This is a genomic window from Pseudoalteromonas sp. SCQQ13, assembly GCF_015864415.1.
Taxonomy (GTDB): Bacteria; Pseudomonadota; Gammaproteobacteria; order Enterobacterales; family Alteromonadaceae; genus Pseudoalteromonas; species Pseudoalteromonas nigrifaciens.
In genome coordinates this window covers 182,954-200,323 of the sequence record NZ_JADYXG010000002.1, presented here as the reverse complement: position 1 = coordinate 200,323, position 17,370 = coordinate 182,954, and the positions used below count along the sequence as shown (strand labels likewise).

General features: G+C 39.6%; 12 protein-coding genes. 5 read left to right on the top strand and 7 right to left on the bottom strand.

Annotation, left to right across the window (positions count from 1 at the left end; translation table 11 throughout):
• Nucleotides 1-123: 123 nt before the first annotated feature.
• A complete protein-coding gene (locus I6F41_RS02655; RefSeq protein WP_182683903.1) occupies nucleotides 124-1,068 on the bottom strand; it encodes a D-2-hydroxyacid dehydrogenase in 945 nt (314 codons plus the stop codon).
• A 502-nt stretch (nucleotides 1,069-1,570) separates the two neighbouring features.
• On the opposite strand from I6F41_RS02655, the gene I6F41_RS02650 reads away from it, so the two are divergent.
• The 4 genes from I6F41_RS02650 (at nucleotide 1,571) to I6F41_RS02635 (ending at nucleotide 8,378) form a co-directional block, all read left to right on the top strand.
• Nucleotides 1,571-2,704, top strand: a complete 1,134-nt coding sequence (locus tag I6F41_RS02650) for a 1-acyl-sn-glycerol-3-phosphate acyltransferase (protein WP_011329266.1) — start codon at nucleotides 1,571-1,573, stop codon at nucleotides 2,702-2,704.
• 317 nt (nucleotides 2,705-3,021) lie between these two features.
• Nucleotides 3,022-3,267, top strand: coding sequence for a DUF1289 domain-containing protein (locus tag I6F41_RS02645; protein WP_011329265.1), 246 nt, complete (start codon nucleotides 3,022-3,024; stop codon nucleotides 3,265-3,267).
• 181 nt (nucleotides 3,268-3,448) lie between these two features.
• Entirely contained in the window at nucleotides 3,449-3,652 is a 204-nt protein-coding gene (locus tag I6F41_RS02640) for a DUF3283 family protein (RefSeq protein ID WP_011329264.1), read from the top strand.
• Nucleotides 3,653-3,872: 220 nt separating this feature from the next.
• Nucleotides 3,873-8,378 (top strand): EAL domain-containing protein, encoded by a 4,506-nt coding sequence (locus I6F41_RS02635; RefSeq protein WP_182683904.1) that lies wholly within the window; start codon nucleotides 3,873-3,875, stop codon nucleotides 8,376-8,378.
• 57 nt (nucleotides 8,379-8,435) lie between these two features.
• Here I6F41_RS02635 and I6F41_RS02630 read toward each other — a convergent pair whose 3' ends face one another.
• Both I6F41_RS02630 and I6F41_RS02625 read right to left on the bottom strand, forming a co-directional pair.
• Nucleotides 8,436-9,389, bottom strand: coding sequence for an ion transporter (locus tag I6F41_RS02630; RefSeq protein ID WP_011329262.1), 954 nt, complete (start codon nucleotides 9,387-9,389; stop codon nucleotides 8,436-8,438).
• Entirely contained in the window at nucleotides 9,390-12,056 is a 2,667-nt protein-coding gene (locus tag I6F41_RS02625; protein ID WP_197107649.1) for a bifunctional acetate--CoA ligase family protein/GNAT family N-acetyltransferase, read from the bottom strand.
• A 112-nt stretch (nucleotides 12,057-12,168) separates the two neighbouring features.
• Between I6F41_RS02625 and I6F41_RS02620 the strand changes: the two genes are divergently transcribed.
• The gene (locus I6F41_RS02620) at nucleotides 12,169-12,885 is read left to right on the top strand and encodes an SIMPL domain-containing protein (protein ID WP_179806947.1); all 717 of its coding nucleotides are present in this window, start codon (nucleotides 12,169-12,171) and stop codon (nucleotides 12,883-12,885) included.
• Here I6F41_RS02620 and I6F41_RS02615 read toward each other — a convergent pair.
• The 4 genes from I6F41_RS02615 to rdgB all read right to left on the bottom strand — a co-directional run bounded on the left by I6F41_RS02615 (nucleotide 12,854) and on the right by rdgB (nucleotide 17,365).
• Nucleotides 12,854-13,540: a hypothetical protein gene (locus I6F41_RS02615; RefSeq protein WP_182683906.1), complete on the bottom strand. Its 687-nt coding sequence runs from the start codon at nucleotides 13,538-13,540 to the stop codon at nucleotides 12,854-12,856. The two genes, I6F41_RS02620 and I6F41_RS02615, sit on opposite strands and share 32 nt — an antisense overlap.
• 191 nt (nucleotides 13,541-13,731) lie before the next feature.
• A complete protein-coding gene (locus tag I6F41_RS02610) occupies nucleotides 13,732-15,564 on the bottom strand; it encodes a DUF885 domain-containing protein (protein WP_197107648.1) in 1,833 nt (610 codons plus the stop codon).
• A gap of 68 nt (nucleotides 15,565-15,632) precedes the next feature.
• Entirely contained in the window at nucleotides 15,633-16,769 is a 1,137-nt protein-coding gene (hemW, locus tag I6F41_RS02605) for a radical SAM family heme chaperone HemW (protein WP_011329257.1), read from the bottom strand.
• Complete coding sequence (gene rdgB / locus I6F41_RS02600) at nucleotides 16,766-17,365, bottom strand: RdgB/HAM1 family non-canonical purine NTP pyrophosphatase (RefSeq protein ID WP_041454577.1); 600 nt, start codon at nucleotides 17,363-17,365, stop codon at nucleotides 16,766-16,768. Before rdgB ends, hemW begins: the two co-directional genes overlap by 4 nt.
• Nucleotides 17,366-17,370: the final 5 nt, after the last annotated feature.

Sequence of the window (17,370 nt, the reverse complement as noted above, 5' to 3'; positions counted from 1 at the left end):
GTAAAGTAAACGCCAACGTTATTGGCGTTTAATAGTTAATTTTCGGATGAACACATTTAAAAAAGTGTAGCGCTTTTTAGAGCTACACAGCTGGGCATTACAGCAGGGCACTACAGCAAGGTATTACACTAAGCGATTACGTGATTGCTGCTGCGTAAACGCCACAATATTTAAACTTACCTCATTTACCAAACGTACAATTGACTCTGTGCTTGCCCAAGCAATATGTGGCGTAAGCAGTAAGTTATTGCCTTTATAATTAGCCAGTGGGTTAGTTAGTTCAGCGGGCTCTTTAGTCAGCACATCAACCCCGGCACCTGCAATTAAGTTTTGCTCAAGAGCGGTTGCTAAGTCTGCTTCGTTAATAATGCCGCCACGTGCAGTATTAATGATAATGCTACTTGGTTTCATCATTTTAAGCTCATTGAGTGTAATTAGATCGCGAGTTTCATCGGTTAATGGGCAGTGCACACTAATTATATCGGCGGTTTTAATTGCTTGTTCAAAAGGGATACGACCTTCACGGCACTGTGTCCCTTTGCGCTCGGCAGTAATTACATTTGCGCCAAAAGCGCTAGCAACCGTTGCAACCGCGCTACCAAGGGTTCCACCACCAATAATAGCGAATGTTTTGTCTTGTAAATCGTTAAAGCTATAATCTAGACGGCAAAACATTTCACTTTTTTGCCATGCACCTTGCTGGCAGTCTGCTTGGTAGCGATGTGTATTACCTAATAAATTAGTGATTAAAGAAAAGGTATGTTGTACTACAGAGGGGGTTGAATAGCCGGCAACGTTAGTTACTGCAATACCAAGCTCTTTAGCTGCTACTAAATCTACATTATTAGTACCAGTGGCACTAACACAAATTAGCTTTAGTGATTTTAATTGGCTCATAGTTTCACGGTTTACAACTGCTTTGTTGGTAATTAAAACGTCAGCATTTTTACTATGAGCAACAACTTGCTCCGCACTTGTTAATTCATGAACGGTAAGCTCACCTAATTGAGCAATACAATCAAGTGATGTTTTAGCAAGAGTCGCATTATCGAGAATAGTAATTTTCATATTTTTTCCTAAAATTAAACCCCATTTAAGAGAGTTATTTGCAATGCTTGCATTGCTTGATTTGAGGTTGGAAATATTTGCAGTACTAATGAAAGCAAATACAGCGCAGCATACGTATGCAAGATTAATACACTAAAGTACTATAAAGCATACACTTTGTTAATTTTAAAGTCGTAAAAACGTAGGCCAACTTAAATGTGGTCTGCCCACTAGGTTAGTTGTTACATGCTACCCTTTACGGCTATTTTGTTGTACTGCCGTCGCCATGCAGCTTTAGTAAAGCTATTTGCTTTAACTAATATTCACTATAAATAACAACAGGGCAATGTAAGTTGCATCAAGTGTGCAAACTTATAAACTTGCCGACTAAACTATAACTCTATTTGAACTAGGTAAATCGAACTTTAGTATTGCTAGTTTCGTATTTTTGATTGAGTTATAATCAAAATTAGACACGACGGTGCGCTTTGGCGTGCCGTTTTTAACTTTGTAGATGCGCTAAATGATTGAATTAGAAGATAAGTACGCTGACATAAGACCTTACAATGATGATGAAGTTGCCACTTCGCTGAAGCGTTTAATTGACGATAATGCATTTATTGATGTAATTGCAAAGTACAATTTACCACGCATTTTATCGGCAATTCCATTTGTTGCACGACCATTAATTAGACAGCAACTACGTAAAAAATGGGGCCAAATTAATAGCGTTGAAGATGTACAAAATGAAGTTGCAAAGTATTTAAATAAGTTAGTAAAACGCACTACGTCAGAAGTCACTTTTTCAGGGTTGGATAAACTAGACCCTAATCAGGCCTATTTATTTATATCGAATCATCGTGACATTGTGCTCGATCCGGCTTTAGTAAATTGGGGATTGTTTCAACATAAAATGAAAACAGTGCGCATTGCAATAGGAGATAATTTATTGCAAAGACCCTATATCACTGAGCTTATGCGATTAAATAAAAGCTTTATAGTAAAGCGATCTGCAAAAGCCCCTAAAGAAATGCTTAAAGCATTAACGCAGTTATCTTCCTATATTTATGACTCACTAACAGCAGGAAACTCTATTTGGATAGCGCAAAAAGAAGGGCGAGCAAAAGACGGTGTAGATCAAACCGATCCGGCACTACTAAAGATGCTACAACTAAATGGGCGTAAGCAAAAAAAAGAATTTGGCGATTATATTAAAGAGCTAAAAATAGTGCCGGTATCAATATCGTATCAATACGAACCCTGCGCAATTGCTAAAGCAAAAGAGCTTTATCATAAACAACACCATGGTCAATATGTAAAATCTGTAGGTGAAGACATAGCCAGTATTGTTGAAGGTTTTAGCTCATCTAAAGGACATATTCATTTAGCTTTTGGACAGCCGATAGAGTCACATTGCGACAGCGCAGATGAGCTGGCTAAAACAATAGATAAACAAATAATAGATTCATTTTATTTGCACCCAGGTAACTTTATAGCAGGCGGCTGTACAGAAGCGGTCATTAATAAAGCCGACGCAGCAAAGTTTGCAAAACGTATGGATAAAGTGCCCGAAGAGCTTAAACCTTTGGTATTAGCTATGTATGCAAAGCCATATCATCGTAAAGCAGAAGTAAATATTAAAAGTTGTGAGCATTAAAAGCTAAAGGCAGTTTTTGGCGATTATATTTTAGCTTTTAGTAAGCGATAAAAGTCACTCAGTATTTATTTAAAGTATTTTTATTACTGAAAGCTAATAGCTAAAGCTGCTTTTTGTTACGGCACTTTAGCTAAAGCGAAGTAAATTTGTATTACAGCTTCAGCGCATGTTGGGCTGTGGTTTATGCCCCGGCTGATACCTACATTTTATCTGGTTAAGAGATTTACTAAACGTCCAGAGCTAATTACTCACAAAGCTGCTCTTTGAGTAAATAACGCTATACTTAACCTGTATCTTTATAAGTGTGGGGAGGGGCAATGCAACAAATTGAAATATTTGATATTCCAAGCCCTTGCAAGAGTATTTGTTTGGTTAATAATAGGGGATATTGTAAAGGTTGTTATCGTAGCCGCGATGAGCGTTTTTTATGGAATTCGTTAACCAACGCACAAAAGAAAAAAGTATTAAATTTGTGCCAGCAGCGCTACAAGCGTTTTATACAAAAAAAACTAGACGTTACTGCCGCTAGCGAATTAATTAATCAGCAAGGTTTTGACTTTTAGTTAGGGGGCGTGCCCTTTGTTGATTAAATTCGTAATTATCTGAGCCAATAAGCTATTAAATCCCCAAACATAATATAGCATTTAGCTGACTAAGCTTGTTGGCCTAGATGCTTTATTAAAGCAGCATTCATAACTATTTATAAGTATAATAAAACATCTTTAGTAAGTAATAGGAGTTACTGTGAGTTTTAATTTATGTAATTTACCTCGTGAACAAAAGTATCAAATTCAGTTAGATTATGAGGCTTCTTTTTGGGCGTATCAAATTAAGCGCGGGAAAAAAACACGTGAGCAAATATATAACACCCTCCATAGCCGCCCTATTGCAGAGCAAGCTTCTTTAAAGCAACAATTTGAAAGGTATTTAGCACTAATGTTAGGCTAATGTTGTGCTTACTTGAGCAGCTCGAGTTGATTTAAAACCTCTTTAGTTTATAGGATTTATACATTCATCTCTAAAAGTAGACCTGATTTATACCGCACTATTGGTTTTAACTCGATGTTAACATATAATCATTCCTTAGTAGTGCTTTTGGTGTGTGCCAATATCGTATATCGTCGCTGTCAAATACCTATCAAAAGCAACATAATAAGTGGGATCAAGAATGGGTAAAGCTATTAACAGAACAATAAGTTGCTTGCTCGCACTTATGCTAATAATGAGCAGCCAAATAAACGCACAAGTGAAGCGTTTATCTCCTAGTGAGGGGCTATCTCAAAGCTATGTTAATACTATGCTTATTGATAATAACGGTTACTTATGGCTGGCAACAGAAGGTGGCCTTAACCGTTATGATGGCTACCAAGTAATGCCAATTAACGGGCCTAATGGTGAGCTTGAAGAAGCTATTATTGACCGCATATATCAAGACACCCAAGGGCATATTTGGATTGCCTCACTGCTGGCAGGGCTATTTCGCTATGATCCAGCTACCGATTCTTATAAACAGTTTTTAGAAAAGCCGCTAAGCGAAGAGCAGATAATTAATCAATCTGTTTTTAGCATGTTAGCAATAGATGATAAAACCCTCTGGATTGGCCGAGGCCGTGACTTTGCAAAGCTTGATATTGAAAGTGGTGAAATAACCACTATTTTTGAGCTTCCGAGTAAATACAAAAGCACCCTAGTTAGAAAGCTATTTTATTATAACGGCTATATATTTATTGGTACTAGTCATGGTGCTTATGTGTTTGATATTGCCAGTGAAAAAGTGCGGCCATTAGAGCATTTACGCGCAGAGGCTGAGCATATTTACCAAAATAATGTGAAGTCATTTGCTATTGCTAACAATAATCAGCTATTAGTGGGCGCTGTTAAAGGGTTGTACCAAGTTGATATTAGTAATTTATCGAGCATGTTTGAGCGCCCCGATGTGGCATTTAACAATAGTGTATTGCTTGATAATTTAAATATTTGGCAAATTACAAATGACCATGAAAAAATTGATTTAGCCACTGATAAAGGGTTGTTCAAGTTTAATTTAAAAACGGGGGAAATAATAAAAAACACCCGCATTAACCAAAGTAAATATACCCTAGCCGATACCAGTATTATTGATATGGTTAAAGATAATTCTGGTGGAACATGGGTGGCCACTAAAACAGATGGGGCGTTTTATTTAGCCAATAATAACTATCAGTTTACCAATGTTGAGGGCAGCATGCTTGGCGGTGACGGCTTATCGCATCATTCTATTTGGGGTATTACTGAGTATAAAGACAAGCTATGGCTAGCTACGCATAATGGTTTAACTGAAGTTGATTTAAAAACAAATATAGGCAAAACGTATTTACAAGATTTTAAAGTTGATTTGCTAACCACTGAATTTACTATTTATAAAATAATGCCTTATAAAAATAAATTATGGCTGCACTCCAACAGAGGTTTATTTATTTTTGACCCTGTTAGCCTGCAATTAACTGAGCCGCAAACACAAAATCCGAGCAACCAAAAGCTGATCACCGGCTGGGTTCATGGTGTTACTTTAATGCCCGATGGTAACTTGTACTATGTGCACTCAGATCATGGCATGCTTATGTATAATATTAATACCCAGCAACTAACCCAGTTAGAGGGCGAGTTTACTCAGTTTGACCCTTTTTTAGCGCATGGGTTTTTACCACCATTATCGACACAACCAGATAAACCTTTATTTTTTAGTGGTGGGATTTTATATCAAGTTAATCCTCACAGTTTAACTCTAAAAATAATATATAAGGTTCCTAAACAACATGAAAATGTTGCCATAAATGTGCTGTCGTATGAAGTTGATCGTAATAATATTTTATGGCTCTCGTTATCCAACTTTGGCCTGATTGGCATTGATGCCTTAACGTATGAACTTGTTCATACTATTGATTTAGACAAAAACAAATTGGGTACCTTATTGTACGATATGGTGCTTGATGACGATGGCATGATTTGGATGAGTAGTCATAAAGGCATTTGGCGTTTAAACCCGACTACACTGCATTTTCAGCAATTTACTACGTCAGAAGGGCTGCTCTCTGCAGAATTTAACAGCGGCGCTATGGCACATTTAAAAGATGGGCGTATTGCTTATGGTAGCCTAAAAGGCTTTACCTATTTTCACCCAATGAACAATCAAAACACCAAAGCGTTAATTGATCACGTTAATATTACTCGGATCAATTTAATGTCGCGAAACTTGTCGCTTAATTTACAGCAACCCCTTGAAGAAATAACATTAAATCATGACGATATAGGTTTAGAAATAGCTTTTTCGGCAATGTCGTTTAGTTTTCAAGAGCGGATTATTTATGAGTATCAGCTCGATAACGGGCAAAAAAGTTATACCCGTAACAACAGAGTGTTATTTCCAAAATTAAATCCGGGTAACTACCAATTAAAAGTGTGGGCTAAAGACCCATTAACCGGCGAATATACGTCGCCCGCTAGTTTAAAAATAAAAGTGAAATACCCACTATGGCGTGCCCCTTATTTTGTGGTGCTATATGCATTATTGTTAATTGCTTTAGTGGTTGCTTGGGTAATGCGCCGCAATAAAGTACAGCGTATTTTATTGGCAGCTCACAAAGAAAGTAAAGAAAGCGAAGCGCGTTTAAAACTGGCACTAGAGGGCAGTGAATCCGGGGTTTGGGACTGGCAGTCAAGCAGCCTTAGTATTTATCAACCGCGGTTAATAAATGAATTAGGCTACAGCGTTGAATGCGTAAATTTAGATGACTATTTAGTAAAAATACACCCACAAGACAGACCTTTATTTAGATTGGAGTGGTTAGAGTTTTTATCTACAGATAAAGGATCTTTTAATTGTACCTACAGGCTTAGGCATGCAAAAGGGCATTGGCGCTGGTACAAAGACTTTGGCAAAGTAGTAGAGTGGCATAATAAATTACCGCAAAAAGTGGCCGGAACTTACACCAATATGACCCGTGAAATGGTGTTTGAAGAGCATGCTCGCTTATTCGCAGCAGCCTTTGAGCAAACTCGCGATTGGGTATTTATACTCGATAAAAACTTTAATATACGCGCCTCTAATAAATCCTTACAAACAGCGTTTAACTTCCCAGCTGAGCCACGCTCTAGTCGAGTACTTAATTTAGGAATTTCGCGCAGCAGCCGCTTTGATTACTTGCGCATTATGCAAAAGCTCAATGTAGGGGAGCACTTTTCTTGCGAAGACACAGTAACATTGGTTAATAACGAGCAACGCCACGTGCTTGTTAAAATAAGTGCAGTTGCCGATAACGAACACAGACTAACCAGTTACGTTGTTATTTTAACCGATATTAATGCACAAAAATTAGCAGAAAATGAGCTGCATATACTCGCCAACTACGATCAGCTAACTAGCCTGCCAAATAGGGCATTATTTAATGACCGTGTAATACATGCCATTGAGCAAGCACAGCGCCATAACAGTAAGGTTGCTTTGCTGCATATTAATATTAAACGCTTTAAACACTTTAATGATTCGTTAGGGCGAGAAGTTGCCGATGAATTGATTAAAACAGTGGCAGAGCGATTAAAAAGTACCTTACGCCCCAGCGATAGCGTAGCTCGATTTGGTGGTGATGAATTTGTTGTGTTGGTGGAAGATATACAACAAATAGAAGAGGTATTGCTCGTTTGCACTAAATTAATGGGCTGTGTTAATAAAAATATTGCCCTTAATGGCCAAGTAATTAATATTAATTTAAGCATTGGTGTTGCCACATATCCAGATGATGCGCAGCAATATAAAGATCTATTAAAAGCTGCCAATATTGCTTTATACCACGCTAAAGATAATTTAGAAGGGAGCTATAAGTTTTATAAGCAAGAGATGAATCAACGGGTGCAAAAAGCACTGCACCTAGAATCGCAGTTAACTAAAGCGTATCAAGAGCATGAATTTTGTAATTATTATCAACCTATTATAAGTGCTAATAGCCAAAAAACCGAAGGCTTTGAAGTATTGCTACGCTGGCCAAAAAATCAATTAGTGAACACTCAAGAGTTTTCGTTAGCGGCAGAGAGTATTGGTTTAATTACAAAAATAATGCTGCAAACATTGGGCCGTGCTTTAGAAGAGTTAGTGGCTTGGCGCAAAATTGCTCCCGAGTTATATTTGTCGATTAACTTATCGGCACTCGATTTTGAATTTGAACACTTGGTGCCTGAAATTAAAAAGGCATTAATTAAAGCAGCTATCCCTTCAAAGGCGATTGTATTTGAAATAACAGAATCAATATTAATGCGCGATTCAAAGCAGGCCTTATCGAGTATGGATATGTTAAAACAACTAGGTTGTAGGCTTTATATGGATGACTTTGGTACAGGTTACGCATCGTTAACTTATTTGAAGCGCTTTCCTATTGATGTATTAAAAATTGACCGTAGTTTTGTACAAGATATAGGGGTTGATTCTAATGATGAGGCAATTATTCAATCTACGCTTACTTTAGCCCACAGCTTAAATAAAGAATGTGTGGCAGAAGGCATTGAAAGTACCCATCAATTAGTATTTTTAAAAGCACTTGGTTGCGACTATTTTCAAGGTTATTTATTTAGTAAACCTGTGCCCACAAATGCTGTTATTCCTTTAATTACTCGCGATTGGAGCGACGTGTTTAAGCAAGATTAAAGGAAAACCCTTAGTGTGCAGTTGCCAGCTAAAAGCTGACAACTACTTTTAACCTATTTATGGGCGCTTGCCACAGTTTCTACAAAACATGTGTTCGCTGCGCTCGTTAAGCTGAACTTTTATGGCTTTATTGGCCTCTAGTTTACTCAGCCCTAGTTTGTAACGCAGATCTTCAAGGTGACTGAGGTGCTCCTCGCTGAGAGTGCCGTTAGTGATCTGTTCATGTACTGCATTTTCGAATACTTGACGGCGTTTGCGTACTTGCTCTGAAAAGCTCGATGCAAGTAAACCGGTAGGCACTGCAACCATTCCCATACTCACTAGGGTTATTACCCCACCAAATAGTTTACCAATAGGTGTTATGGGCACTACGTCGCCGTAACCTACGGTAGTTAGCGTTGCCATAGCCCACCACATTGCCGCAGGGATAGAGCCAAATTTATCGGGCTGTATATCGTGTTCAAGCAAGTAAATACCACAAGAGGCTAAAATAAGCACCACGGCCATAATAAAAAATGCCGCTAAAAGTGTACTGCCTTCATCAATAAATGCTTGTAACAGCAACTGCATAGCACGCGAATAACGGGTTAACTTAAATACTCGCAGTAACCTTAAAACTCGTAAAAAGCGCAAATCTAGCATAAAGAAAAACATCAATAAGCTAGGTAATATAGCAATTAAATCAATTAATGCTAAAGGCGAAAAAATATAGTGCAAGCGTCGTTTGGTATTTGAGCCCTCAATAGCTGCATATTTAACTCTGTCTACACAGGTCCAAAGCCGTATTATGTATTCAATAGAAAATATAGTTATGGAAACAATTTCTAATAAGAAAAATTCTTCATGGTACTGCTTAGCAATACTCGATACAGACTCAAGGACAATGGCAACTACGTTGACCATTATGAGACAAACCAGCATTACATCAAGTATGTGCCCCGCGCGCTGATACTCTCCAGAGGCTTCAAAAGTGTGCGCAATTTTTTGTCTAAGTTTTCGTATATAGTTCATTTATAGTTTAAGTACCATATTTATACTGCCTTCTTCAAAGTCGCGGCTTATTTTAAAGCCCAATTTACGCGCAAGCTCAATCATGCCGGTATTCTCTGGTAAAGTAATCCCTTCAATAGATTTAACTCCTTGGCGCTTACAGTGCTCAATTGCAGCTGTCATTAATATACGACCTAGGCCAAGGCCTTGGCAGTCTGAGCGCACTACAACGGCAAATTCGGCCTGTAAATTATCAGGATCCATAATAACGCGCGAGACGCCAAGAGTACGAGGCTGCCCTTGATATGTTTGAGATACAATAAAGGCCATTTCACGGTCGTAATCTATTTGCGTCATTTTAGCGAGTTGGTCGTGATTAAACTGCCTTAACTCCCCAAAAAATCGTTTATAGCGATCCTCTTTAGTTAAAGACTGATCGAACTGCTGATGTGCTTGCTCATCTTCTGGTTTAATTGGGCGCAGCGTCGCTTGGGTATTATTTTTTAACGTTACGCCCTCTACCAATTCAATCGGGTAGGGGCGAATAGATAAACGTTTACGGTGCGTTTGCACTCGATAGCGGTTAATGGTCATGGTGGCGTCCAGCACTAAAAATTGCCCATTACTGGCTAATATAGGGTTGAGCTCTAAGGAACTAATGTCGGGCTGATCAATTACTAACTGCGAGATGCGAGTAAGCAGTGCGCAGAGCCGATATTTATCTACTTTTTCAGGTAGAATACGATCCTTTAGTACGCCTTTATCGTGCGCCGCGGCAATTAAGTATTTTGCTAGGTTCATATTTAGCGGGGGCAAAGCTACTGCTGCTTGTGCGTATTCAAGGCCGGTGCCTGCTTCTCCTAGTAAAATAACGGGACCAAAATTAGGCTCTGTTTTTATTGCTATTCGCAGCTCGTTGGCTCCGGCACGCGGCGCCATTTTTTGTAGCGAAAAACCATCAATAATTGCATCGGGATAAGTGTTCTTTATTCTTAATAACATCGAAAAAGCAGTTTGCTCTACTTCTTGAGCGTCATTTAAGTTAAGCACTACGCCACCCACTTCAGATTTTGAAGGAATGCTTGGGCTAATTAATTTTAGCGCCACCGGAAACCCTAACTCAATGGCTTGCTCTTTTGCTTCTGTTGGCGTGTAAGCCACTTCGGTTTGAATACACTCAATACCGTAATGACTTAAAATTTGGCTCGCTTGATGGGTCGGTAAATAACTTTGTCCTTCTTCTAAAAATTCATTTACTAAGGCTTTAGCTGCCGACTTATTAATTTTTGTATCTACGGTATTCGACTCAGGTGTTTGGGTTAAATGCTTTTGATTGCGTCGATAACTAACTAAGTGCATAAAGGCCCCAACAGCGCCCTCGGGAGTACGATAAGTTGGGATCGCGTTATTAGCGCAAACACGCCTAGCAGCATAGGCGGCATCTTCACCGGTAAAGTTAGTAATAACATACGGGCGCGCCATTTTTGGGAGTGCTTGTAAGGTTTTAACAATAATATTTGCATAGTCTTCGCTAGGTGCTAGCGCAGATGGAGTGTGAATAATCAGTAAGTTTTTTACTTCAGGAGCTTTAAGTAGAATTTCTAACGCCTGCTTATAGCGGCTCGGGGCTGAGTCACCAAAAATATCCACCGGGTTTGAGGCCTTCTCTGAGCGAGGAATTACTTTATTGAGTGCATCACATGTCTCTTCACTCAATTGCGTTAATTTACCTGAACTTTGTATTAGCTCATCTACTGCCATTACGCCAGGGCCGCCACCATTGGTTAAAATAGTGAGCTGCTCTACTTTTAATAATTTTGGGTGCATGGCTAATGTTTGCGTTGCAGCAAATAGCTCGCGTAAATCGTTTACTCTTAACATACCCGCGCGCTGAAATAGAGCATCGTATACCGCATCTGAGCTATGCGCTATTCCCGATTGAGCTTCAGCGGCAATAGCGCCCGCATGGGTCCTGCCCGTTTTAATTACAATTACGGGTTTGCTAAAAGCAGCCGCTCGAGCGGCTGAAATAAAGCTGCGACTGTCCTCAATGTTATCTATGTAGAGCAAAATAGCCGTAGTTTTAGCATCGCGACCTAAAAAGTCGAGCAATTCAGTAAATTTAATATCCAGACAATCGCCCATTGACACAAAGTAAGAAAAGCCAATTTCTTTGTTTTTTGCCCAATCTAAAATGGTTGAGCACACTGCCGCCGATTGTGAAACGAAAGCGAGTTTGCCAGGGCTCGCTACGGTATGTGAAAAGCTGGCATTTAGGCCAATATGAGGAATTAATAACCCTAAAGAATTTGGGCCCAACAGCGTAACTTGATGGCTACGTGCGCACTCTTTTAAAGTTTGTTTTTGTGCGTTACTTAAGCCGTCAGCAATGATGATGGCATTATGACAGCCCAGTTTTCCAAGTTGCTCAATAATAAGGTCTAAGGTGTTTTTATTGGTACAAATAACCGCGAGATCAGGTACTTTTGGTAGGGCATCAATACTAGGGTATGCCAGTACACCATGCACCGCAGTGTGGTTTGGTGTTACTGGCATAATTGGCCCTTTAAAACCACTTTGCAATAAGTTACGCATAACTACGTAGCCAGCGCGGGTTGGCGTGTTAGATGCACCAATAACGGCTACCGAGCTTGGGTTAAAAAACTGACTGATACGCTTGAGACTCATGGCTTTTCCTATGCTGATTAATCTTTGCTATCTGTAATTTCACAATGTACTCTGTTTATATTATATTTTCGAGCGTTTAGGGTTGTTTTAGGCGCTTAACAAGGGAGTTTTAATGAATAAAACATCTAACTTTAATATTGTTATTGCGGCTATTTGTTTAAGTATAGGCCTAATTAGCTTAGGATTTATTTTAAAAGGTGCTGCGCTTGATATCAAAGGTATGGAACGTACCGTACAAGTAAAAGGATTGGCTGAGCAAGAAGTGCTGGCCGATACCGTGATCTGGCCACTGCAATTTAGTGATGCCGACAATAACTTAGAAGCGTTAGTGAGTAGAGTTGAGGGTAAAAACGATGCAGTAATTGCATTTTTAAAGTTACACGGCTTTGATGATGAAGAAATTAGCACTGGCAGCCAATCAATTATAGATAAACAAGCTCGCGAATACGGCAGCGAAAATCAACAATTTAGATATATAGTGCGCTCTAATATTATTGTTTATTCAAATGCGCCCGACAAAGTAAAAAATGCCCTGAGCAAGGTAAGTCAGCTGGCTAAGCAAAATATTGCCATAGTGCAAGATAACTACGAAACCCGTGTGGAGTATATGTTCACTGGTTTAAACGACATTAAACCAGCAATGGTACAAGAGGCCACCGAAAAAGCCCGTGAAGTTGCGACTAAATTTGCCAAAGACTCAAATTCAAAATTAGGTAAAATAAAAACGGCTCGCCAAGGGCAATTTAGCATTAGTGATCGTGACTCTAATACGCCGCAAATCAAAAATATTCGCGTGGTTACGAGTGTGGAATATTATCTTTCTGACTAAGTAAATTAATCACTTGAGTTATTGAGCGCTGTAAATAGGCAGCGCTTAATAAAAGCGTGGTTTCGTTTACCGTATTGCTTTGTAATACATTTAATAATTGCTGTTTTGCTTGTGCATTTTGCTTTTGCTCCATTTCCATTAATGCGAGTAGCGCCGAGAACTCATGCTTTATTGGCGTAGTCGGTTTATTTGCATAAGCAATATAACAGGCAACTGGCGTTAACCCTTGCAGGTTAGGCTGTGCCAGCGCTTTTAGTAAGTCATCGTTAGATTCAAATAACATTAACGAACGTACATAGTTAAACGGTAAATTATTTGCATCAGGGTGTTTAAATACAGTATGCAACACAGTGTTACCGGCCTCATTTTGCGCCAAAAAACCCTTGTTAACTTTAAGTGCAGGTGTAAAAAAGCTTAATGCGTCTAGGGTGCTTAGTTGGCTAATAAACGATGTTGGTAAAGGGTTATTGGTTAAAATACGGATTGCCACATTTTGCATAAAGTTATATTTAACACTCATTCGCTGCGCGCTTTGATACAAGTGCATTAATTGGCTTGCTTGCTGAGCAGGGGTTAACTGCTTAAAGTCGTTATCAAGCTCGTCGAGTTGATACTTAGCAAGGCGTGCGTTAAGTAATTGTATGCATAATTCCATGGCTTATCTCCTTAGTTTATTATTACCTAGCCAGAACACTGGTTAAGAGATTTACTAATGTATTGAATCATAGTTATATTTAATTTTATTATCCGGAGCTCAGGTTACCTACTCTAGCTTAAACAATTGGCTTATAAAACAAAAAAAGGCCGCATAAGCGACCTTCTATATTGTTACTGAGTTATTACAAGTTAAGCTTGTTTACTTGCTATCCACTGATTAACAAAGTTTTCTAGTACGTTAAGTGGTACAGGGCCATTTTTAAGCACTACGTCGTGGAACTGGCGAATATCAAACTTATCACCTAGTTGCTGCTTTGCATTTTCACGTAGTTCTAAAATCTTCAGCATACCCACTTTATAAGCAGTTGCTTGCGATGGCATTACAATGTGACGCTCAACCATTTTAACCCCGTCAGAGGTCGCATTAGGTGTGTTATTTACGTAGTAATCAATACCTTGTTGGCGGTTCCACTGCATAGCGTGAATACCTGTATCAACCACTAAACGTGCTGCGCGCCATAATTCCATCGAAAGGCGACCAAAGTCAGAATATGGGTCTTCGTATAAGCCCATTTCTTTTGGTACTAGCTCAGAGTATAAACCCCAACCTTCAATATAAGCAGTGTAGCCACCAAATTTACGAAACTTAGGCACGCCTTCTAGCTCTTGCGAAATTGCAATTTGCATATGATGCCCCGGAATGCCTTCATGATAGGCTAGTGCTTCCATTTGGTAAGTGGGCATAGCTTCCATGTCGTAAAGGTTGGCGTAGTAAACACCTGGACGAGAGCCATCTGGTGCAGGTTGTTGATAAAACGCTTTGCCAGCTGCTTTTTCACGAAATGCTTCAACGCGTTTTACAATCATATCGGCTTTTGGTTTTACAATAAATAACTCATCAAGACGCGACTTCATATTATTAATTAGGTCGGTTGCTTGGCTAATATATTGCTCTTTAGCTGCATCAGTATTTGGTAAATAAAACTGCTTGTCGGTTTTCATAAACTGCATGAAAGCGGTTAAATCGCCTTTAAAACCTACTTTATCTTTAATGGCGCGCATTTCGTCATGAATACGAGCTACTTCAGCAAGGCCAATAGCGTGTATTTCTTTTGCTGTTAGGTCTGTGGTAGTGGTGCGCTTTAACGCATTGTTATAAAACGCTTCGCCATCAGGAAATTTCCATGCACCGTCGCGGTTATCTGCGCGCTTTTCAAGTTGGGCTATATAATTAATCAGTTTAGAGTAAGCAGGTTTAACAGCCGACTTTAAAGCATCTACTGCATCAGCTGTTAAGCTGTCTTTTTCGCTTTGATTGATTTCTAGTTTATTAACTTTGCGTTTAAAGTCGCTAAGCAATGTAGAGTCGTCGCCTTGCTCAAATGGAGCGCCTTTTATAATATTTTTACTTGAGTCGATAACATGCGGGAATACAAACTTAGGTGCAATAATGCCTTTTTCAGCACGTACTTCTAAATCAGTAATTAACTGATCAAATACTGCTGGCACACCGTTTAAGCGAGATATATACGCTTTAGCGTCTTTTACATCACTTACTTGATGCTGGTTAATTAAAAATGCCGCGATCATAGAGTGAGTGCCGTACATTTGGTTTACCGGGTAACTGTGGTAACGCCATTTGAAGTCAGCAATTGAGTTTTCAAGATCTTGCTTTTTTAAGTCGTAACTTACTTTAGTTGCATCATCAAGCTGAGCACGATTAATGCTATTAAGCGTTACTAAATCAGCTTTGGTTTGTGCAAAATCTTTTAATTTTTTAGCTTCGCTACCATCGTCCCACTTGTCGTAATCTTGCTTAATACCCATGTAAGTTTGATACACAGGGCTGCTCATTACGTCACGAGTAAAGGTATCTTCAAAAAATGTATTTGCTTTGTTTATTTCGCTTTGTACTGGTTGTGTCTGTACCGCAGGTGCTGCTGTTACTTGTTGTGTAGCTTGCTGGCAACCAGCAAGTAGTGCAACGCTTACTGCAGCTGCAATAAAAGTAAATTTACGCATTATTTATCCTCTTGATGTTAGAAATTTATTATTATAATTTTGTAGAGCCTAGAGCCTAGAGCCTAGAGTTAAACAAATAACTCTAGCAGATCATTTAAAAAGCGCTGACCTTTCAGTGTTACTTGCCAATGGCTATCGGTTTGTATTAATAAGCCCGTTTTAATTGCCTGTTGTAGCGCGTGTTGTTGGCTTTGTAATGGCTGCTGTGTAAGCGCATTAAAGTCGTTAATAGGGCAAGGCTCTACTAGACGAAAGCGATTCATAAAAAACTCAAATGCTAAATCGTCTTGTTCAACCTGCCAGCTTTTAAACAAGTAAGGTTTGATCAGATCCATGTAACCACGCGGGTGCTTAACTTTTTCGGTGCGGGTTATTATGCCTGTATTTGCATCAGTTACCTTACCATGCGCGCCACAACCAATACCGATATAATCGCCAAAACGCCAATAATTTAAGTTGTGTTGGCATTGATAGCCGGGCTTTGCATAGCCTGATATTTCGTATTGCAGGTAACCTGCTTGGGCAAGTAACTCTTGGCCTTGCTCTTGAATGTCCCATAGGGTTTCGTCTTGTGGCAGGGTAGGCGGCTTAGAAGCAAATTGTGTATTGGGCTCAATAGTAAGCTGATACCAAGAAATATGCGGCGGGTTAAGGGCAATGATTTGCTTTAAATCACCCAGTGCATCATCGAGAGTTTGCCCAGGTAAGCCATGCATTAAATCAAGATTAAAGCTATTTAACCCCGCTTCTTTAGCTTGCTCTGCGGCGTAGTTTGCCTCGTCGCTGCCATGAATACGGCCAAGCGCTTTAAGCTTGTCGTTTTGCATGCTTTGCACACCAATAGAAATGCGGTTAATACCTGCTTTTACATAATCTTTAAAGCGGCCAGTTTCAACGGTGCCTGGGTTTGCTTCAAGGGTTATTTCGCAGTTATCTTCAAGCCCAATAAGGCTTTTAACCTCACTAAGTAGGCGTGTGTAAGCTGCGCCAGTTAATAAGCTAGGTGTGCCACCACCAATAAAAATACTATGAATTTTACGCCCTTGCACCAAATGCAGGTCGGCTTTTAAATCATCAATTAAATGCTGCACATATTCAGCTTCAGGAATTTCACCTTTTTGTCCGTGGCTATTAAAGTCGCAATATGGGCATTTTTGCACGCACCAAGGTACGTGCACATATAAGCTTAGTGGTGGTAGGTTCACAGGCCGCCTTTTAGCTTAAGTTGCTGTAGTAAATTTTGTAATGCTTGACCGCGATGGCTAATGGCATTTTTTTGCTCTTTTGTAAGCTCGGCACTGGTGCAATTAAGCGTTGGTACAAAAAATACCGGGTCGTAACCAAAGCCGCCTTCGCCATTTTGGGTTAGGGTTATTTCACCTTCCCAACTGGCACTACAAATAAGCGGAGTTGGGTCATTAGCATGGCGCATTAATACCAGTACACACCAAAAGCGTGCGGTTCTAATTGGGTTATTACCCAGCTCAAGTAGTAGCTTATCTATGTTATCTTGATCGGTTGCACCTGCACCGGCAAAGCGCGCCGAGTACACACCTGGCGCACCATTTAAACCATCTACTTCTAATCCCGAGTCATCAGCAATAGCAGGCATACCGGTAATTAGGGCAGCATGGCGGGCTTTAATAATGGCATTTTCTACAAAAGTGGTACCGGTTTCGGCCACCTCACCTACGTTAAAGTCGCTTTGCGGCACAACATTAATATTGAGTGGGCTGAGCATGTTTGCAAGTTCATTTACTTTGCCAGGGTTGCCTGTGGCAAGTACTAAAGTTTTTATCATAAGTT